Raw genomic sequence first — 19,831 nt, forward strand, 5'->3', positions numbered from 1 at the left:
ATGCGCGCACCGACGCAGACCTCGATGAGGCCGGTGTGACCGACGGACGACTAAAGTCTCGATCAGCCGACCGCAACGGGCGTCTCCGGCTTTTTTCCGCCGCCTTCGGCTTTGCATCGCGAAACAAAAAAGCCGGCCCCGCCCGCCTTCCACTACGTTCCAGCCCTTGCCACCCCGATGCGCAGGCGCAACGGGGCCCCGCAGGGTGCGTTGGCGATCGCCCCCGGTCCTTCCACCGCCATCGAGGCCGCGATGGGCGCGGCTCGAGCAACCGAAAGGAACGAGATCATGGCAGTCATCGGCGAATTCACCACCAACGGCAACGTCATCCAGGGCAACGTCCGCACTCTGACGGTTAACATGAAGGTCCGCCTGCACTCAATCGAGCGCGTCTCGCGCGACGCCCCGGACTTCCGAGCCGTATCCAACGGCGCCGAAGTCGGAGCCGGCTGGAAGGCGGTCTCGGGCAGCGGCGAGCCCTATATCTCGCTCAAGCTCGACGACCCGAGCTTCAACGCTCCGATCAGCGCGGCACTGTGGCCGGCAGAAGCCGACGGCGACTATGTCCTCGTCTGGTCTCGCCTGAACCGTGAATCAGTCTGAACCAGCACCGAAGGCCCTGCCGAAAGGCGGGCCTTCCCCGCATGGTGAAGCCGAAAGCAGGCATCGAGCCCGCTTCCGGCTTTTCGGGTGCCACAGGGGAACTGAAATGTCTGATCAGTCCGTCCAAGCGTGCCATGACGGAATGAAGGCCTCAAGGACGAGCGGTTCCCCCAAATTTCAGGCCCGGTCCTGCGGCCGAACCAGAAATTCGGCTCCCCCACTCGCCGGCTCCGCCGGTCGCGTTCCGCGCTCCTTGACCCCTCCATCCCGCGATGACCGGGGCCGTCGTCTTTCACAAACGTCAAGGAGACGACAATGACGAACGAACTCGACCGCACCATCGAAGAACTCAAGGCCGAACTGCGGAACGCCGATGCAGCCGAAGGCCGCCAGATCCACGCCGAACTTGAAGTGGCGCTCGCCGAACGCGAGGTCATGGTAGCCGAGCAGGAAGGCCGCATCAACCGTGAGCGACGCGCGCACGTCCAGATCGATCATCGGCGGCGAGTTCATCGCCGAAGCGATCGGAGAGACCGAGATTGGCGGGCGAAAGGCCGTACTCCCGCGTGTCACCGGGCGAGGCTACGTCTATGGTCGCACCGAACTTCGGGTCGAGGAAGACGACCCGTTTATGACGGGTTTCGCGCTGTCGGATACCTGGGGGCCGCAGGTCGGTCTTCTGAAATGAGGTAAGGAATGACCACGGCACTCGAACGGCAGAACATACTGGTGACCGGTGCCTCGGGCGGCATTGGCGCAGCCATCGTCAAGCAGCTCGCCACTGACGGCGCCCGGCCGATCATCCACTATCGCCGAGACAGAGCAAGCGCCGAGGGGCTGCTCTCCGAAATTGGCGGAGAGGGTTGGATCGTGCAGGGCGATCTTTCATCGGACGAAGGCCCGTTCGAACTGTGGGGGAAATCCCTGGCAGTGTCCGGACGGATCCATGCGCTTGTGAACAATGCTGGGATCCGAACGGAGATTTCCATCGAGGCATCCCCTTCGGACTGGAAAGCCGCTTGGCAGCGCGAGTTCCAGATCAACTTCTTCGCCGCCGCCGATCTCTCCAAGGAAGCCATCCGGCATTTCAAGGCGAATGGCAGTGGCCGGATTATCAACATGGCAAGCCGTGCAGGCCAGCGCGGCTACACGGCAGACGCCATGCCGTACGGATCCACGAAAGCTGCCCTCGTCAATCTGACGAAGTCGATCGCTAGAAGCTTCGGGCCCGATGGCGTGACCGCGGTCGCGTGACCTGCTTCAACTCACTGATACCGGGGGCTCCGCAGCAGTCTCCGCCATGATGATGCGCTCCTCATCGTCATCGCACCGACTTTGGCCATTTTCAAACTAGGCGAGGAATTTAGCCTGGATGAACTCGAACGCTCTCGCCGTGTATTCCTTTGGCGCCGCAACGGCAGGATCCTGTTCCGCCTCGACAACCAGCCAACCGGCGTAGCCACTATTCTTCACGAACCGGACAATCGGGCCGAAATCTACAACGCCGTCGCCGGGAACCGTGAACATGCCGTTTCGCACGCCGTCATTGAAACTCAGATCCTTTGACTGGACCTCGGCGCGGATTGCCTTGCGAACGTCCTTCAGATGGATGTGAACGATACGGTCGCCGAACCGCTCGATCAGTCTCGCATAGTCGAATCCGGCTGCTGCGGCGTGTCCGGTGTCAATAAGAAGCCCAGTTTCCGGCCCAGCCGCTCCAATAATGTCGGAGATCTCTTCGAAGGTCTCCGCGACCATCATGAGGTGGTGGTGATAGGCAAGCCTAAGGCCGTATGTGTCGAAGAGCCGCTTTCCGAACTCAGTCAGGCGGGAGGAATATCCGGTCCTCTGCGTAGACGGCATGAGAAGGCGGCGGGACATCGGCTCGTCGAGCGGCGAGCCGGGCGTCATCATCGCGACCTCGCCATACACGAGGACACTGCATCCCATGGCCTTCAGAAGTTCTGCGTGCGCAGCTACGGAAACCATCTCCTCATCGACCGACTTCTCTGCCAGTTGACCGGAGTGCCATCCCGATGCGAGGGCAAGGGCGTTACTGTCAAGCAGCGGCTTCAGAACCGATGCTTCGCGCGGAAACTTCCTTCCCAGCTCGACGCCGGCATAACCGTTGGCCGCGGCATCGCTCAAGCATGTATCAAGGGAGATATCCGCACCGAGATCTTCGAGGACATCATTCGCCCACGACAGCGGGCTCACGGCTAGTCGCGCCTTCGACGAAGGCAGGGTTGATTGCTGGCTCATTGAATTCTCTTTCGTTGTGCTGACTGTTGATCTGCAATTCGGTTTGGTTGGTCGCCGCGCCGACAAGCCACAGCGACAGACGACTCGGCCTAAAGCTCTCCGGTCAGGAACTGCGCCCGGCCTCGGCCAAAAGACCAGTCCTCGTCGGTGTTCTGCGTGAAGGACACCATCACGTCGGTGGAGGCTGTTCCGCATCTCTCCTGGAGAGCCGAACAGAGAGCCTCGTAGAAGGTCGTCTTCTCTTCGGTCGAACGTGGACGCGAGACGACTTCGACCATCACAAAACGGTCCGTCCGCGGGATATCGAGTCCTGTGTCGAGAGCACGGAGATGGCTCGCCTCGTGTTCGTTGAGGATCTGGTATCGATCCCGCTCCGGAACGTTGAAAGACCTGACCATGGCATCGTGCGCGGCATCGAGCAGCGTATCGATCTGCTCCGCGCTGCGACCGCGATAGATGTGGAACTTCATGAGTGGCATTGGGGTATCCTCGAACCTGATTGTCGTTGGCCTCGGCGAGCTGTCAGGCGTCGCGTTTCATGATCCATTCGACTTCAGGAGCCGGAATGAAGCGCCACTTCCGAAGCGGCCCAGCCATCACGTTGAGGTAGTACATTTCGAAACCATAAGGTGCTCCGCAAGGATGGTGTCCCCTTGGAACCAGAACGACGTCCCCGTCGGAAACTGCCATCGTTTCGTCCAGCCTTCCGTCGTCGGTGTAAACGCGCTGGATCCCAAATCCTTCGCCTGGATTGATTCGATGATAATAGGTCTCCTCGAGGTACGTGATCCGCGGGAAGTCATCCTCGTCATGCCGATGAGATGGATAGCTCGACCAGCGTCCCGGCGGAGTGAACACCTCCGTTACGAGAAGGCTGTCGCAATAGTCCTCGGTCTCCATCGCGATGTTGTTGATGTACCGGGTGTTCGTCCCTTTGCCCCGTTCTGTGAGCGAGATGCCATCGGGCCCAATACGCCGCGCTTCGTGGCCGCCCTTACCCGGCGCGGAGCATACGGCAATCGTGCAGTCCGTCTCTGCCCTGGCGCTCCATTCGCGATCATTCGGAACGTAGAGGCAATGCGGCGGCGTCTTCTCGAACACGTTCATCCGCTCGCCCAGAACGCCCCATTCCTGCCCGGCGGCGGTAATCGAAGCCTTGCCTTCCACCATGACGAGGATGACTTCGTTGGCTCCCGTCTGCGCGGAGGCGTGCTCGCCTGCACGCAGCCTGTAGAGTGAGAAGCCGACATACCTCCAGCCCGCAGACTGCGGAGTGATTTCGTGTACCTTGCCATGACGGCCGAAAGGCTTGCGTAGAAGATCGCTCATTGGGGGCTCCTCAATTCACTAGGCTCTGCAGGCTGATACTCCGCAGATACTGTGAGCGAGCCGCTTCTGATTTCTCAGTGCGGCCGACTTCCGGCACAGCCACGTCCCACCAGAAGCCGCCGCCGGCTTCACCGGGGCCGGGCTTCGGATCCGTATCGATGACTATTACCGTCGGACGGTCCCTGCCTCGTGCTTTCGCGATCTGCACTTCGAGATCTGCGATGTTCTTCGCCTTGACCGCATGGGCGCCCATGGAGGCGGCATGCGCTACGAAGTCGATCTCCGGCTGCGCCTCGATGTTGCAGTCCTTATAGAGATTGTTGAATTCCTCGCCGCCGCAATGGATCTGCAGTCGATTGATGCAGCCGTAGCCCCTGTTGTCGGTCAGGACGACGGTGAACGGGATCCGGCGCATGACCGCCGTCGCCAGTTCGGAATTCGCCATCATGTAGCTGCCGTCGCCTACGAAGCAGACGATCTCTCGCTCCGGCATCGCCAGCTTGATTCCGAGTGCACCTGCAAGCTCGTACCCCATGCAGGAATAGCCGTACTCCATGTGATAGCCGCCCTGCGCTGGTTGCCAGAGGAGCTTCAGGGCGCCGGGCATCGTTCCCGCGGCGCACATGGCAATCGTCTGATCGGTGGAGATCCGTTGCACCGCTCCAATCACCTGGGCATCGGTCGGCAGATAACCGTCGGGCTTGTTCTCCGGCGCGGCGCAGTGCGCATCCACCTTCGACAGCCAGGAGGTTCTCGATTGCGGATCGAAGGAAGAAGCCTTGTGGGATCCGAGGCGACTAGACAGCTCCTCCAACGCCACCCGGGCATCGGCGATCAGACCGACAGCACCGTGCTTCTCGGCGTCGTATGGCTGGGTGTTGATCGACACAAGTCTCCGCCCGGGTTTGCCGAACAGTGCCCAGGAGCCTGTGGTGAAGTCCTGGAACCGGGTGCCCACACCGATGACCAGATCTGCATTGGCGCAGAGTTCGTTCGCCGCTGCGGACCCATCCACGCCCGCCGCGCCGAAGTTCATCGGATGTGACCGAGCGAGAGCGGATTTACCAGCCTGCGTCTCGACGACCGGGATGCCGTGGCGTGTCGCGAAATCGGCAAGCGTATTCTCGGCCTCGGAATATATCACCCCGCCGCCACAGACGATGACCGGGCTGGCAGCACCGCGGATGAGCTGCACCACGTCCTCGAGGTCACGCCGATCCGGCTCGGGGCGACGGATCCGCCATACCTTTGGCTCAAAGAAGTCGACGGGAAAGTCGTGGGCCTCGGCCTGCACATCCTGGCAGAAAGCGAGCGTTACGGGACCGCAGTTTGCCGGATCGGTCATTACGCGGAGCGCGCGCGGCAATGCCGTCAACAATTGCTCCGGGCGATGGATCCTGTCGAAATACTTGCTGACGGGTCGCAGGCAGTCGTTCGCTGACAGGCTGCCATCCTCGAAGTCCTCGACCTGCTGGAGGACCGGGTCGGGACGACGGTTTGCGAAGACATCGCCCGGGATGAACAAAACTGGAAGCCTATTGACGTGAGCCAGTGCGGCTGCCGTGACCAGGTTCGTCGCGCCGGGACCGATCGACGATGTAACAGCATGGGCGCGTCGGCGCTTGCTCGCCTTCGCGTAGGCTATCGCGGTATGGGCCATGGTCTGCTCGTTCTGGCCTCGCCACGTGGGAAGGGCATCGCCGATGCCTTCGAGAGCCTCGCCAAGTCCCGCCACGTTGCCGTGTCCGAAAATCGCCCATACCCCCTCGATGAAGCGGTCACCCTCCTCGGTCATCTGGACGGAGAGAAAGCGAACCATGGCCTGTGCCGCGGTCAATCGTATGGTCGTCATGTCAGTTTCCTTTCGCGGCGCTGCGCGCCTTGTCCCAGATGCCGCAGAGGCGTTCGAAACGAGACGCCATGTCGGCGACCGCGGCTTCGTCGGCCAGATCGCCCTTCATCCAGGCGCGTGCCACGTCACCGAAGATCGTCCGGCCAACGGCGAAGCCCTTCACGAGCTCGAAAGACGCGGCAACCTGGAACGACGCGGCGAGTTCTGCTTCGGGGGCATCGAGACCTAGAACGACGATCCCGCGCGTGTTGTCGTCATTGCGCTCGATCGCCCGGATTGTGTTTTCCCAGCCCGCTCTCGTCTTCATCGGCTCGAGTTTCCACCAGTCGGGATAGACGCCGATGTCGTAGAACTGCTGGATAAGTGTGGCGGTGGTGTCCTCGTCGACGGCGGAAACCTTCGACGGGATGATCTCCAATAGAAATTCCAGCCTGTTGCGACGGGAGGCCTCGCAGAGCCTCTTGACCGTCTCCTCCTGATTGGCGCGCTGCTCTGCGCTGTCGGAGGGATGGCAGAAGCAAAGAACCTTGACGACATTGTCGCGAGCCCATTCCTCCAGGCCACCGCAGTCCGGGCCCAGTTCTGGTTCAAGTGTCAGCGGACGCGATCCCGGCCATTCGCAGGGTCGGCCGACCCACAGCCCTGTGCCAGCGGCCGCATGAAGTGCGCGCCGACCGATCCGATTGTCGCACAGGATGCCGTATCCGGCTCTGCCGTTCTGGACACGCTCTGCGGCCTGCAGGCAGAGAAGCTTGAAATCACCGCCGCGCTCCTGCGTGTAGCCCGGCATCTCTTCGAGCTGCATGCGATGATCGAAGGCGAACACATGCATGCTCGGCCAGTTACCGCTGCGGTTCGTCGACCAGTGAATCTGTTCCAGCTCCTGATCGTTGCGGAGGTCCGGCCGCTTCACGCCGCGTTTCAGGAAGAACTGCAGTTCCTTCAGGCTCGGGTATGCAGGAGTGCAACCATGCCGACTGACGGCGAACGCGCCGCAGGCATTTGCGTACTCGAGCGTCTTCGGCCAGGTTTCGCCGTCCAGCCATCCCTTCAGCAGGCCGGAGAAGAACCCGTCCCCGGCGCCGAGTACGTTGAACACTTCGATCGGAAAGCCGGGTCCGGACTGCGCGTCATCGAGACTATCGGGAACATCGGCTTCGATCGCGACCGCGCCCTTCGCGCCTCTCTTGCAGACGAGCGTGGCATTCGACACCTTTCGAACGGCCCTGAGGGCTTCGATCGTGTTCGTCGACCCGCCAGCGATATGGAATTCCTCTTCCGTGCCGACGATGAGATCGAAGAGATGCAGTGTCGACTGTAGTTTCGCGGTCACCATGGCACTCTCGACGAAGCGGCTCTCGCCGTCGTCGTGGCCCGCAACGCCCCAAAGGTTCGGCCGATAGTCGATGTCGAGCGCAGTCTGCGCGCCAGTCTTGCGCGCAAGTTCGAGTGCCTTGAGGACAGCGGCCTCGGTTCGAGGATGCGAAAGATGGGTGCCCGTTGCCACCACGGAACGAGCATCGGCGATGAAGCCCTCGTCGATATCATCGACCGACAGGGCCATGTCGGCACAATTCTCGCGATAGAAGAGCAGGGGGAACTGCGACTCGTCTCTGATGCCGAGAAGCACAAGTGCGGTCAGTCGTTCCGGATCCGTTGCCACGCCGCGAGTGTCCACGCCTTCTCGAGCAAGCTGCTCGCGGATGAACCGCCCCATGTGTTCGTTCCCGACGCGGGTAATGACGGCGCTCTTCAGCCCGAGACGGGCGGCACCGCAGGCGATGTTCGTCGGACTGCCACCGATGTATTTTCGGAACGACCCCATGTCTTCGAGGCGGCCCCCGACCTGAGCGCCATAGAGATCGACGGAGCTGCGTCCGATCGTGATCACATCCAGGTTCTTGTTCATGAGCGTTTCCAATTTCTGCAAGGTTGACGGACCGTTATCTGTAGAGATCCGGTCGTGGAGGGAGTTCGATGCGCACAGCCTGTCCATCCGTCTCCTGGGCGCGAACGCAGGCGTCAGCCGTAATGGCGGCGACATACCCATCCCATGAGCTTGGCCCGGTTGCCGAACCGGATGACGCGGCATTGATGAAGGCTTGGAGTTCGACGTCGTAGCTGGAGACGAAGCGGTCCTTCCAGTCGGTCAGGATCGTATTCTGCAGCTTGGCGTCCAGCCGCATCTGGATGGCCATGGGTTCGGGAAGCCGGGCTGTCCCATCCTCACCCACGACTTCGCACTGGATATCATAGCCGTAGTGGCAGTTGACGAAGATCTCGACGTCGATAACGGCGCCCTTGGCGGTTTCCAGCAGAACGATCTGAGGATCGCGCAGGTTCGAATGGCTTCGGGCCGCAGCCCGCGGAAAGAGGACGCGCGCGGAAACATAGTCATCATCCAGCAGCCACCGGAGCACGTCGATCTCGTGGATCATCGTCTCGTGGATAGCCATTGGGGTCACATACTGCTCGGGTACTGACTTGTTCCGATGTGCCGCATGGACCATGATCGGTGCGCCGATCTGTCGAACGGCGCTCTTCAAAGCAACGTAGCCTTCGTCGTAGCGCCGCATGAAGCCGATCTGCAGCAGCCGTCGCCCGCGGGCGACCTCGGCATCGACAACCCGCCGTGCACCTTCCGCGGTATGAGCAAGCGGCTTCTCGCAAAAGCAGGGCTTCCCCGCAGCTATCACCCGAAGCGCGTAGTGCTCGTGGGTTGCCCCAAGGGAGGTGATAAGGACGGCATCCACGTCCGGGGAATCGAGCAGTTCCTCGCCTGTATCTAAGACAATTGCATCCGGTGCGATTGACGATTTGACCCCCTCGGAGGAAGGTCTGTGGACATCGCTCAATGCGACAATTCTTGCGCCAGCAAGAACCTGATTGATACGGCGAACGTGGTCGCGTCCAATCGCGCCCGTTCCAATGACCCCAATGCGCAAGACCATTATTCCGCCTCCTCCCTCATCCGGTTGCGGTCACCAAATCGCGACCGCGAATTCGATCTGACGGCGGGAGGGGTATGTGCTCCCGCCGTCGTCAACATCAGCCGATGCGGACAGGTTGTTTCTTCGAGACGGACTCGATTGCACCAAGCGCGATTGCCAGAGCATTGCGGGCGTCGATGCCAGTCGGTGCGTCTCCAATCTTGCCTTCTCGTACAGCGTTGACGAAGGAGGCAAGCTGGGCGGTGTAACCCTGCACGAAGTGGTCGGTGTCACGACGCCACGTGTCGTTCGACACGCCGTCCTTGTCGAAGAGCGTCATGCTGGAACGACGGACATCGCCCATCGTGACCATGCCGCCGGAGCCGAACACTTCGCCACGGATGTCGTAGCCGTACATTGCGCAGAAGTTCGCCTCCGCAACGGCAATGGAACCATTGTCGAAGCGAATGTTAACGACTGCAGTGTCGAGGAAGCCCTTGTCGCGCGCATCCGGACGAACGAGGGCGTCAGCCATGGCGAAGACTTCCACGGGATTCGCGCCGGGGTTCAGCCACAGAAGGGTATCGAAGTCGTGGATCAGCGTTTCGTAGAAGATCGTCCAAAGGGGGATCTTGTCGGGATCGGCGCCGAACGGACCCGGATCGCGCGTCAGCGAACGGATGAGCTGCGGAGCGCCGACCTTGCCTGCGTCGATGGCCGCACGGCCCTCGGCGAACGCCTGGTCCCAACGGCGGTTGAATCCGACCTGCAAAGGAACGCCAGCGGCTTTGGCGGCAGCAATGCCACGATCGGCATCTTCAAGCGTCAGTGCCATCGGCTTTTCGCAGAAGACAGCCTTTCCGGCTTCTGCCGCCTGTACGAGGACGTTGGTATGGAAACGAGCCGGCGTTGCGATGATGACGGCATCGAGACCCGGCTGCGCCAGCATTTCAACGACATCAGTATAGGAAGCATCGACGCCCAGCTTGTCAGCAAGCTTCGCGGCAGCGCCCGGCGCGGGGTCCGCGATTGCTACGAGTTCAGCGTCCACGAGCCTCTTGGCGACGCTCTCGCCGTGGAAGGAGCCGATGCGTCCAGCGCCGATGAGACCGATGTTTACAGTTTTGACCTTGGCCATGACTTGTATCCTGTGTGGGAAATTAGAGAGTGAATGCTTCACGGAAGGAGATCAGCGCGGCATCGGAATCTCCGGCTGCCCAGGCTTCCATTCCGATCGGGCCGGAGTAATCCATGTTCTTCAGGGCTTTCGCGATGCCCTTCCAATTGACTTCGCCAGTACCCGGCTCGCAGCGGCCAGGCACGTCGGCAACCTGGATCTCGCCGATCCACGGAAGCGATTTGCGGCACAGCTCGATCAGGTTCCCCTCGCCAATCTGTGCGTGGTAGAGATCGAGGTTAAGACGGAGACGCGGATGGTTGATGCTGGAGACCAGAGCGAGCGTGTCTTCCGCGCGTCCGAATGGAACACCCGGATGGTCAACGGGCAGGTTGAGGTTCTCGAGCGTGAAGACGACGTTCTCTTCCTCAGCCATGTCAACGATGCGACGCAGCGTATCCTGCGCCTTCAGCCACATGGCACCTGTTACGACTTCAATCGGCTGAACAGGCAGGCCGCGGTCACCGAGGCCGGTCCCATGAAGATTGAGGCGCTGAACGCCGAGACGCTTGCCGACCTGCGCAGTCTCGCGTGCAGTCTTCAGAAGCTCATCCGCACCCTCGTCGTCGGTCAGACGGCCCGTTAGGTAACCGTTCATGATGGTAAAGGTCGCGCCAGTTGCTTCAAGCTTGGAAAGGTCATGCTCCGGCCAGTTCCACAGGCCAACGCCGAAGCCCAAGTCCTTGAGGCGCGATGCACGCCATTCGATCGGGCGGTCACGCCACAGCATCTCGGCGCACGCCGCCAGGGGAAACGGAGAAGAAATGGAATTGCTCATTGGGGTTGTCCCTGATTTTCTGGGTATGGATGTCCATGGCCCGGCGCCTTCGCGCCGAACCGAGTTTGCCTTTTCGTAGACTGATCAGATCGTCCCGCCGAGCTCCGCGGACAGGGACTGAAGTTCCTTGCCGCCAGCCATCAGGTTCTGGAGGCCATCAAGGTTGATTTCGTCCTTGGCGAAGGTGCCGAGCGTCTTGCCACGGTTCAACGCCGTGAAGCGGTTGCCCACGGCGTAGGCGTGACGGACGTTATGGGTGATGAAGATCACACCCAGCCCATTGTTGCGCACCTGATCGATGTACTTAAGGACCATCGAGGTCTGCGCTACGCCGAGGGCGGAAGTCGGCTCGTCAAGAATGAGAACCTTCGCCCCGAAGTAGACAGCGCGGGCAATTGCCACGCACTGGCGTTCCCCGCCGGATAGCGTACCGACGGCCTGGCCGGGCTCGCGGACATCAATGCCGATCTTCTTCATCTCCTGGCTGGTGATGCGATCCGCGAATTCCATGTCCATGTACTTGAACGGACCGAAACCCTTGAGCGGTTCGCGCCCCATGAAGAAGTTCCGCGTTACCGACATTAGGGGAATCATCGCCAAATCCTGGTAGACTGTGGCGATCCCGGCATCGAGCGCTCCGCGTGGCCCGTTAAAGGAATGCGACTTGCCTTCGACAAGAAAGTCGCCCGACGTCGGCTTGAACACGCCAGAGAGGGTGTTGATCAGCGTTGACTTGCCCGCACCGTTGTCGCCGAGAAGGCACAGGACTTCCCCTGCGTGCACGCTCAGCGAAACGCCGTTGAGTGCAATGATGGAGCCGAAGTGCTTTACGAGGTTCTTGACCTCGACGAGTGGCGTCTGAGTGTTGCTCATCAGCGTTCTCCCGTCACGCGCTTGCGAATGATGTTGTTGAAGATAACTGCGGTCAGCAGCATGCCGCCAAGGAACACAAGGTACCAATCCTGGTCGATGGAAGTGTAGGTCAGTCCGATCAGCACCATGCCGAAGACGATCGATCCAAAGAAGGCGCCGATTGCCGAGCCGTAGCCACCGGTCAGCAGACATCCGCCGATAACGGCTGCGATGATTGCCTCGAATTCTTTCTGGAAGCCACGACGGGCGTCGGTCGAACCAGCGTCCAAGACTGTAAGAATAGCAACGAGGGTGGCGCACATTGCGGTCACGATGAACAGGGTCGTTTTCACCCGGGCAACCGGAACACCGGACTTGCGGGCGGCACGAGGGTCACCACCAGACGCAAAGATCCAATTGCCAAAGCGTGTCCGCAGCAGAACCCAAGTCGCCAGGAGCGCAATGAACACAAACCACAGGATTTCGACGGGAATGCCCGGCACCTTTGGTGTTCCATTCGGGAATGTCTCAATGATGCCGTTGCTGCCGAGCCACGAGAACAGACCCGTGAAGGCGTCCCCCGAAAAGAGCGGAGCGAGCGGGCTGTCGGCGGCGGCTTCCTTCATGCCGCGGAGCTGGGTGGCACCGCCACTCGCCCACTTGAGTCCAACGAGTGTGAGACCGCGCAAGATGAAAAGAAATGCGAGCGTGACAATGAAGGACGGCAGTCCAGTGCGCATCGTGAGCTGAGCGTTGACGACGCCGATGACTGCGGCGAATGCAAGCGCGATCAGGATAGCCACACTCAAAGGGAGATGGAGTACAACGAGCGCCGTGCCAAATACGAGGCCCGCGAAGGCGACCATGGACCCGATGGATAGATCAAACTCGCCGCCAATCATCAGAAGCGCAGCACCAATCGCAAGGATTCCAAGCTGAGCAGCGGGTGCCATGAAATTGACCACGCCTGCAAGCGTGAACATGGCGGGGTTGGCAGTGAAAAAGAAGAATATCGTCACGAGGACCAGTCCTGCGACGGCACCGAGTTCAGGGCGCCGAGCGAGTGCGGTCATGGTCGACACCTTCTTCAGGCGCTCGTCCGATCGAGTCGAGGACTCGTTCTGTTCGTTGGCCAGCGTCATGGTCGTACCTCAGATGTAAGTTGTTGTCCGTGCGCCATCGGTCTCCGCTCACGCGTCACGCGGATCGGACGTCGGGCGATGAGTGCAGCTCCCGCAGGAGGGGCGGGAGCTGCTGGGGTTCCGCTTAGCGGATACCCTGGGAGGATTTCTCGATAACCGAGGCTGCAGCGTCCTTCTCGACGAAGCTCGGGCCGGAAGCGACGTTGCCAGCCGGGATCGTGCCATAACGGGCATTCAGCGCCAGGAACGTTACGGGCAGGTAGCCCTGCAGGTAGGGCTGCTGATCGACCGCGAAGAGTGCCTTGCCGTCAGCGACGGCCTTCAGGAAACCAGCCGAAAGGTCGTACGAAGCAACCTTCACCTTGTCGCCATTGCCCATCTTCTCGACGACGGCAACCGCGCGTTCACCGACGAGCGGTGCGGACAGACCAAGGACGACGTCGATCGACGGATCCGAAGTCAATGCTGCCTGGATCTTGGACTCGATTTCTGCCGGATCGGCGGATGTCGGCAGAATCGTGACCTTACCGCCTTCGAAGCCCTTTTCGGTGCCGGCGCAACGCTGGTCGAGCGCGGCGTTGCCGACCTCCTGGTTGACGCAAAGAACATGCTTCAGACCGAGCGACTTAAGCTTTGCACCAACCTTCACCCCTGCCGGAAGCTCATCCTGGCCAACGTGAAGCTTGATGCCGAGCTTCTCAGCGGCGGCAATGCCGGAATTCATGGAAATGACCGGGATGCCAGCCGCGACTGCCTTCTGAATCGCAGGCCCAAGCGCGTCGGGATCAGGATTCGAGATCACGATGCCAGCAGGATTCTGGTTTACAGCAGCTTCGATCAACTGAGCCATCGCAACCATGTCGAAGGTCTCCGGGGCGCGGTAGTCGACCTTGACGTTGCTGTCCTTTGCAGCCTGCATCATGCCATTCTTGACGATCGACCAGAACGGGTCGGAAGCTTGGCCGTGCGTCACAGCGATGATGCTCGGCTGTTCCTGAGCTTTCACGCCCACCGACCACGTTGCGGCGATGCCGACGGCAACCGCGCACGATGCAAGCGTCTTGATAAATGCTTTCATTGTTCTCTCCTCCGATACCCGCCACTCCAAGGCGGTGAAATGCGCTACCGGTGCAAACCTATCGCCACCGGGTGCAAACATTCTTGCTACCGGGTGCAAGCAGGTGCATATTATGTAAGAATGAGTTAAAAGCAAGCATTCATTTCATCGAAATCGAAAAATGGAATGTATGTTCCATTTTCGGGAGGCAGCATGCGCAAAAGAGCAACGGCGAAGCAGGTGGCGGAGGCGGCCGGAGTATCGAAGTGGACCGTCATTAGGGCCTTCACACCGGGTGCCTCGATCACCGAGGAAAGCAAGCGCCGTGTGCTGGAATCAGCGGCCGCCTTGAACTACACGCCGAATCTCCTTGCCCGCAGCCTTGCGACCAATTCGACACGTCAAGTCGCGGTGTTCGTCGACGATTTCGCCAATCCGCAGAAGCTGCCCTTTCTCGAGACGCTGACGGAGCAGCTCCAAGCTGCTGGTTTGGTCGCAGTGCTGATCAACATCAACAATCACTTCAACCACGTACATGCGCTTCTGCATGCAGACCAGCGCCAGGTGGATGCAGTCATCCTTTTCGGTACTGCGTTTCGGGATGAGACCTTATCGGATCCGCAACTAGGTCATGGAACCCCTCCGATGTTCGTGCTCGCACGGGACAGCCAGATCGACGGCGTTCCAGCCGTCGTGTGCGATGCCGAGCTCGCGCTGCGTGAGATCGTCGACCATCTTCATGCCCGGGGCTATCGTCGCCCCGGTTTCATGACCGGTGCACCGGCTCTCTCCACTGCCCTGAGACGCCGCCAGCATTTTACAGAGTTCTGGGAGCAGAAGGGGGTGCACCGGATCGAGCTTTTATCCGCGGAAAAGTATAGCGCCGAGGCGGGGGCACGCGGTGTTCGCGACTACCTTGCTGGCACGACAGCCGAAGACAGGATCGATGTCCTGATGTGCGAGAACGACATTCTCGCGCTCGGAGCCATGGATGAGATGAGAGGAAAATTTGGCCTCAACGTGCCCAAGGATATGGCCGTCGTCGGCTTCGATAATTACGAGCTGGGAGGATCCTCAGCCTATGGGCTGACGACCTACGAGCAGCCACGCCAGGAAATGGTGGAAGTGATTATCCGCATGATTTCGGGTGAACTTGAGCCAGAGACGGTGACTCTGCCGGGCAAGCTTGTAGTCCGATCGTCTACCTGACTTTCAGGCGGCGTCCATAATGATTCGCACATTGTGCCGATGTCGGCAGCATATGAAGTGTATCCCGCATTGCATGCGGAATCTTGCGATTAAATGCAAAACGACATGCCCGGCTCCTCCTTACCCCGGGCGCCAAATGTTTCGCGGCAGAGCCGTCGGCTGCTCACGGTTCTTGCCAAAAAATGACTTCGAGCCGCCGTTTCGATTTCTTCTTCTCGCGTCAAATGCTCATGGTCTGGTCCCGCCCGCTTTTCAGATCGCCTGCGGTTTGAAATCGCTCTCAGCCACAGGCATGACGCCCTGGAGCAACGCGATCGATTTCTCGAGGCCCTCGAGGCTGTTAAGGAGAACGTCTTCATGCTCCACCGAAAGCCACCTGTCGTAACCGGCCATCTTCAAGCGATAGCAGAACTGCCTCCACCACTCTTCGCCGTGACCGAAACCGAGCGTTATATAAGACCAAGATCTCGCCTGAATGTTCATGAGGGAGCCGTTCTCGAGCAAGGAGGTCCTCGCCTGCACGGGAAGATTCAACATCGTGTCCTTGGCGTGGACATGATAGATGGCGTCTCCGAGCGCCTCGGCTGCCACAAGCGGATCGGCGCCCATCCAGAAGAGATGGGACGGGTCGAGATTTGCGCCGATGATTGACCCCACCATATCCCGGAGTTTCAGCAGCGACGGAACGTTGTAGACGCACTGGTTTCCATGAAGCTCGAGGGCTATACGTTCGACACCCGAGTCTTTGGCAAGGGAAACAAGGTCCGTCCAGAAAGGCAGCAGCTTTTCGCTCCACTGATAGTGGAGGATTTCCTGAGTTTCCGGCGGCCAGGACGAGACGACCCAGTTGGGCATCAGGTCTCCATTGCGGCCCGCCGGGAGTCCGGACATCGTGCACACTGTCTTGATGCCGAGATCGCCAGCGATGCGGATGGTGTCGATCAGGCATTCCTGCTGTTCTGGCTGCGTCGGATGGAGGGGGTTGCCATTGGCGTTGAGAGCAATGATTTCCAGACCACGGCTTTCGAACGCGTTGACGAAGGCGCTCCGAGCGCTTGCGCTTGATTTCAGGTTCTGAAGATCGAAGTGAGGCGCCGTGGACCATCCGCCGGTATTGATTTCGACACCCGATACTCCAAGGCGTGCCGCGTGATCCAGCATCGTCTCGAACGGCAAGCCGCCGAGGCTGTCGGAAACGAATCCGAGTTTCATCTGAAGCTCCTATCTATTGTAGAGGACGGGCCTGTCTGCCCGTTCGATTCCAATTCGGCGACCAGTCACGAGTGCTTCCACGCCAGCTTCGGCGACAAGAGCTGCCGCATATCCGCTCCATGCGTCGGCAGCCACGGGGGGAATTTTTCCAGTGCGGACGAAATCTACGAAGGCCTTGTTTTGGAGGCGGTATGCCTCGGCGAAGCGAGGCCGCCAATCGGGTGCATAGGGTTCGAAAGCCATCATCGAGGAATCTCGTCGCAGGTGCGATGTCGCGGCAAGGGAAACCGAACCGCGCTCGCCGACCAATTCGCCCCGCACGTCGTAGCCGTATGCGGCATTGTTGTTGATCTCGATATTGACGAGCTGCCCCTTGTCAGTCTCCAACACCATGAAGACCGGGGCGCCGGCCTTCGGGCCGTTGGGACCGTTAGGCTGAAAGGCTGTGACGAATCGATACTCAGCATCCAGGATGAACCGGGCCACGTCGAATTCATGCGGCGCGGAGTTGGTAATTGCCATCTGTCCGGAGAAGTTGGCTGGCGCTTCGACGTTGCGGTGGAAGTTGTGCATCATCAATGCATGTCCAAGTGAGCCGTCCATTAGCGCAGCTTTCATTTCTCTGTAGGACGGATCGAAGCGGCGCATGAAACCAAGCTGGACAAACTGCCTGCCGCTCTTGATCTCCGCATCAATAACCTCGAGGCATTCCTTCGAGCTCTGCGAGAGAGGCTTCTCACATAGGATGGGTTTACCTGCCTTGATCGCCGCCAAAGACAGGGGGGCATGTGTCTCGTCTGGGCTAGCGACAAGCACGGCGTCGACGTCTGACCGGGCGATGGTTGCAAACGGATCGCTCGCAACATCCGTCGCCCCGAACTCGTCGGCGATCTTACGCGCGCGATCGCTGCTAGCGTCGCAAACGACATGCAAGACGGCACCGGGCAGGTCGCCCGCCACGATCTTGGCGTGGTCGGCTCCCATGATGCCTGCGCCTATGACTGCAATCTTTATAGTCATCGATATTCCTGTCTGGTGCTGGTCGTTGGTATCTTCGGGTTGTCGGCGCGATTGCCTGCATCGTGTCGAGGTTGGGATTGATGAAGCCCGAGTTCGTCGTAATACCGTCGTATCGCATCCTCGTTGAGTTCCAGGATCGCGCTGCGGATCAGGCGCCGCGCCTGTTCACTCACCGCACTTTCGCGGTGCAACGCACGGTGGATTGTGGTCGTGCCGAAATGGGTCTTCTCAGCGATTTCCGCGATCGTGCAGAATCTGGTTCGTGGGAGAGTGGTCATCGTGTCGTCACACCAACAGGAGCCGTTTGGCTGCGTGTCGAAAGGATTGCATGCCGGGACGACGAGGATGTCCCGGCATGCCACCTGGGAGGGTTACTTCTTAGCGTATTGCTGGACGTTGTCCTTCGTGATCGAGGCGAACGGAACCAGCTTTTCGGCCGGTGCCGGCTCGCCCTTTTTGAGACCTTCGACGACGTCGAAGGCAGCCTTCGCCTGGCCGGCAGCATCCTGGAAGATGGTCTGTGACATCTCGCCAGCGGTAATCGCGTTCAGAGCGTCGGCCGTACCGTCGACTCCTGAGATCATGACGCCCTTCAGCCGGTCCGCCCCCTTGAGGGCCTGCAGCGCACCCAAAGCCATCTGATCATTCGCGGCAACGATGGCATCGAACTGCGGGAAGCTCTGGATCCAGTCTTCAGTAACCTTCATCCCCTCGGCACGGTCGTAGTTGGCGGAGAGGTTCGCGAGTGCCGTCACGTCCGGGCGCCCGAGAGCATCCTCGAATCCTTTCAGGCGCTCCTGGGTATGGGAGAGACCCGGCGTTCCCTGGAGATAGAGGATCTTCGCGTCCTTCGGCAGGTTGGCTTTCATGTACTCGCCCTGCAGCCGGCCGGCGTCGATGTTTTTCGAGCCGACGAAGGTGTATTTTCCGCCTGCAGAAGCGATGCCGAGGGCGATGACTGGAATGCCTGCCTCGTTGGCCTTTTCGACGCCGGGAACGATCCCTTGAAAGTCGACGGGTACGACGATGATGGCGTTCACCTTCTGGGCGATGAAGTTGTCGATCTGGTCGAGCTGCTTGCTGGCATCGTTGTTGGCGTCTGCGAAGTTCACCTCGACGGTTGCGTCCTTCTTGGCGGCGTCGATGAATGCGGTCTTTCGCGCCATCACGAAGACATCGGTGTCCGCCATATTGGCGTAGCCGACGACGAACTTGTCGGCGGCAAAGGCAGCGGAGGTAGCGAGTGCTGCTGTCGAGACGGCGCAAGCGAGGGCAAGTTTGATGATCATTTTCATTCGGGTCTCCTCCCGTTTGGTGGTTCAAGGGTCGTCTAGTTCCGGCGCATTCGCGCCGACACACAGTTGGTCTTCCGCGCAGCCGGCTCCCGCCCGCGCGACTTCTCGATCAGGCCTTCTTCTTGCTGCGGGCTGATTTCGTCCAAACATCAAGGATCACGGCGATCGCGATGATCAGTCCCTTGATGATCTGCTGCCAGTATGAGCTGACGTTCATGAGATTGAGGATGTTGTTGATGACGCCGATGATCATCGCCCCGATGACCGTCCCGGTGATCGTTCCCGTTCCGCCCATGAGGCTGGTGCCGCCAACCACGACCGCGGTGATCGCATCGAATTCATATCCGACGCCGCCGGCAGGCTGCCCCGAGTTGATGCGCGACATCAGAACGATACCGGCAACCGCGCAGAGGATGCCGTTGAAGATGAACGCTTTTACGACGATACTGTCCGGATTGATCCCCGAAGCCCGCGCCGCACGCTCGTTGCCACCAACGGCATAGACATAACGCCCGAACTTGGTCTTGTTCAGCAGGATCCAGGACACGACGATGAACAGCGCGAGGATAAGCACGGAGATCGGAACGGGGCCGAGCGACCCCTGGCCGATGACCTTAAAATCTCCCAGTCCGGAGACCGGAGCTCCGCCCGTGTAAAGAAGCACCGTTCCGCGTGCGACGGTTGTCATCGCAAGTGTCATGATGAACGACGGAATGCGGAAGAATGTGATCACGAAGCCGTTGATGATGCCTGTCAGAATGCCGACAAGAACGCCTGCGATGACGGCGAGAGCAACGCTTCCCGTCATTGCCATGACGCTCGCAGCAATCACCCCGCTGAGCGCCAGCACAGAACCCAGCGACACGTCGATGTGCCCGAGAATGATGATGAAGGTGACGCCGCAGGCCAAAAGACTGACAACGACCACCTGCCGAAGGACGTTCGTGAGATTGGCTTCGGTGAGAAACGTCGGGCTGAGCAGCGAAGCGAGAATGCAGATTCCCACAAAGATCAGGACCGTTCCGTATTTCCGGTAGATACCGGCAAAGTTCAGCCCCGTTCGCTTTGACGATGATTTTGGTGCCGCAACCTTGGAAACGGCAGCCATCGGTT

Annotated in this window: 19 protein-coding genes and 2 pseudogenes; 4 read left to right on the forward strand and 17 right to left on the reverse strand. The window is 60.1% G+C overall.

Going from position 1 to position 19,831, the window contains the following annotated elements; translation table 11 throughout:
* The first annotated feature begins 288 nt into the window (after positions 1 to 288).
* Positions 289 to 603 carry a DUF736 domain-containing protein gene (locus QA644_RS21715; protein ID WP_283073311.1) on the forward strand — a complete coding sequence of 105 codons (315 nt, stop codon included), beginning with the start codon at positions 289 to 291 and terminating at the stop codon, positions 601 to 603.
* 177 nt (positions 604 to 780) lie between these two features.
* Here QA644_RS21715 and QA644_RS21720 read toward each other — a convergent pair whose 3' ends face one another.
* On the reverse strand, positions 781 to 1,101 hold the full coding sequence (locus tag QA644_RS21720) for a hypothetical protein (RefSeq protein ID WP_283073312.1): 321 nt from the start codon (positions 1,099 to 1,101) through the stop codon (positions 781 to 783).
* Between QA644_RS21720 and QA644_RS21725 the strand changes: the two are divergent.
* A pseudogene (locus tag QA644_RS21725) lies at positions 1,070 to 1,291 on the forward strand (proline racemase family protein); the annotation flags it as partial. The gene QA644_RS21720 and the pseudogene QA644_RS21725 overlap by 32 nt on opposite strands.
* Positions 1,292 to 1,299: 8 nt before the next feature.
* Positions 1,300 to 1,854 (forward strand): annotated as a pseudogene (locus QA644_RS21730) (SDR family oxidoreductase); the annotation flags it as partial.
* A 99-nt stretch (positions 1,855 to 1,953) separates the two neighbouring features.
* On the opposite strand, the gene iolE reads toward QA644_RS21730, so the two are convergent.
* The 11 genes from iolE to QA644_RS21785 all read right to left on the reverse strand — a co-directional run bounded on the left by iolE (position 1,954) and on the right by QA644_RS21785 (position 14,003).
* Positions 1,954 to 2,865 (reverse strand): myo-inosose-2 dehydratase, encoded by a 912-nt coding sequence (iolE, locus tag QA644_RS21735; RefSeq protein ID WP_283073313.1) that lies wholly within the window; start codon positions 2,863 to 2,865, stop codon positions 1,954 to 1,956.
* An 89-nt stretch (positions 2,866 to 2,954) separates the two neighbouring features.
* Positions 2,955 to 3,344 (reverse strand): tautomerase family protein, encoded by a 390-nt coding sequence (locus tag QA644_RS21740; RefSeq protein ID WP_283073314.1) that lies wholly within the window; start codon positions 3,342 to 3,344, stop codon positions 2,955 to 2,957.
* Positions 3,345 to 3,387: 43 nt separating this feature from the next.
* Complete coding sequence (iolB, locus tag QA644_RS21745; RefSeq protein WP_283073315.1) at positions 3,388 to 4,194, reverse strand: 5-deoxy-glucuronate isomerase; 807 nt, start codon at positions 4,192 to 4,194, stop codon at positions 3,388 to 3,390.
* A 10-nt stretch (positions 4,195 to 4,204) separates the two neighbouring features.
* Positions 4,205 to 6,046 carry a 3D-(3,5/4)-trihydroxycyclohexane-1,2-dione acylhydrolase (decyclizing) gene (iolD, locus tag QA644_RS21750; RefSeq protein WP_283073316.1) on the reverse strand — a complete coding sequence of 614 codons (1,842 nt, stop codon included), beginning with the start codon at positions 6,044 to 6,046 and terminating at the stop codon, positions 4,205 to 4,207.
* A 1-nt stretch (position 6,047) separates the two neighbouring features.
* Positions 6,048 to 7,955, reverse strand: a complete 1,908-nt coding sequence (gene iolC / locus QA644_RS21755; RefSeq protein ID WP_283073317.1) for a 5-dehydro-2-deoxygluconokinase — start codon at positions 7,953 to 7,955, stop codon at positions 6,048 to 6,050.
* A gap of 34 nt (positions 7,956 to 7,989) precedes the next feature.
* Complete coding sequence (locus QA644_RS21760; RefSeq protein ID WP_283073318.1) at positions 7,990 to 8,997, reverse strand: Gfo/Idh/MocA family oxidoreductase; 1,008 nt, start codon at positions 8,995 to 8,997, stop codon at positions 7,990 to 7,992.
* Between the two features lie 97 nt (positions 8,998 to 9,094).
* Positions 9,095 to 10,114: a Gfo/Idh/MocA family oxidoreductase gene (locus QA644_RS21765; RefSeq protein WP_283073319.1), complete on the reverse strand. Its 1,020-nt coding sequence runs from the start codon at positions 10,112 to 10,114 to the stop codon at positions 9,095 to 9,097.
* A gap of 22 nt (positions 10,115 to 10,136) precedes the next feature.
* On the reverse strand, positions 10,137 to 10,931 hold the full coding sequence (locus QA644_RS21770; RefSeq protein WP_283073320.1) for a TIM barrel protein: 795 nt from the start codon (positions 10,929 to 10,931) through the stop codon (positions 10,137 to 10,139).
* An 84-nt stretch (positions 10,932 to 11,015) separates the two neighbouring features.
* Positions 11,016 to 11,804 carry an ATP-binding cassette domain-containing protein gene (locus tag QA644_RS21775; RefSeq protein ID WP_283073321.1) on the reverse strand — a complete coding sequence of 263 codons (789 nt, stop codon included), beginning with the start codon at positions 11,802 to 11,804 and terminating at the stop codon, positions 11,016 to 11,018.
* A complete protein-coding gene (locus tag QA644_RS21780; protein WP_283073322.1) occupies positions 11,804 to 12,925 on the reverse strand; it encodes an ABC transporter permease in 1,122 nt (373 codons plus the stop codon). The genes QA644_RS21775 and QA644_RS21780 overlap by 1 nt, the downstream gene beginning before the upstream one ends.
* A gap of 124 nt (positions 12,926 to 13,049) precedes the next feature.
* Complete coding sequence (locus QA644_RS21785; protein ID WP_283073323.1) at positions 13,050 to 14,003, reverse strand: sugar ABC transporter substrate-binding protein; 954 nt, start codon at positions 14,001 to 14,003, stop codon at positions 13,050 to 13,052.
* Positions 14,004 to 14,195: 192 nt separating this feature from the next.
* On the opposite strand from QA644_RS21785, the gene QA644_RS21790 reads away from it, so the two are divergent.
* Positions 14,196 to 15,191, forward strand: a complete 996-nt coding sequence (locus tag QA644_RS21790) for a LacI family DNA-binding transcriptional regulator (protein WP_283073324.1) — start codon at positions 14,196 to 14,198, stop codon at positions 15,189 to 15,191.
* 252 nt (positions 15,192 to 15,443) lie between these two features.
* Here QA644_RS21790 and QA644_RS21795 read toward each other — a convergent pair whose 3' ends face one another.
* From QA644_RS21795 to QA644_RS21815, 5 genes are all read right to left on the reverse strand, one after another.
* Complete coding sequence (locus tag QA644_RS21795; RefSeq protein ID WP_283073325.1) at positions 15,444 to 16,403, reverse strand: sugar phosphate isomerase/epimerase; 960 nt, start codon at positions 16,401 to 16,403, stop codon at positions 15,444 to 15,446.
* 9 nt (positions 16,404 to 16,412) lie between these two features.
* A complete protein-coding gene (locus QA644_RS21800; protein WP_283073326.1) occupies positions 16,413 to 17,423 on the reverse strand; it encodes a Gfo/Idh/MocA family oxidoreductase in 1,011 nt (336 codons plus the stop codon).
* Positions 17,420 to 17,701 (reverse strand): hypothetical protein, encoded by a 282-nt coding sequence (locus QA644_RS21805; RefSeq protein WP_283073327.1) that lies wholly within the window; start codon positions 17,699 to 17,701, stop codon positions 17,420 to 17,422. The genes QA644_RS21800 and QA644_RS21805 overlap by 4 nt, the downstream gene beginning before the upstream one ends.
* 93 nt (positions 17,702 to 17,794) lie before the next feature.
* The gene (locus tag QA644_RS21810) at positions 17,795 to 18,718 is read right to left on the reverse strand and encodes a sugar ABC transporter substrate-binding protein (RefSeq protein WP_283073328.1); all 924 of its coding nucleotides are present in this window, start codon (positions 18,716 to 18,718) and stop codon (positions 17,795 to 17,797) included.
* Positions 18,719 to 18,827: 109 nt separating this feature from the next.
* Positions 18,828 to 19,826, reverse strand: coding sequence for an ABC transporter permease (locus tag QA644_RS21815; protein WP_283073983.1), 999 nt, complete (start codon positions 19,824 to 19,826; stop codon positions 18,828 to 18,830).
* Between the last annotated feature and the right edge of the window lie 5 nt (positions 19,827 to 19,831).

The sequence above is a fragment of the Rhizobium sp. CC1099 genome (assembly GCF_029714385.1).
GTDB lineage: Bacteria > Pseudomonadota > Alphaproteobacteria > Rhizobiales > Rhizobiaceae > Rhizobium.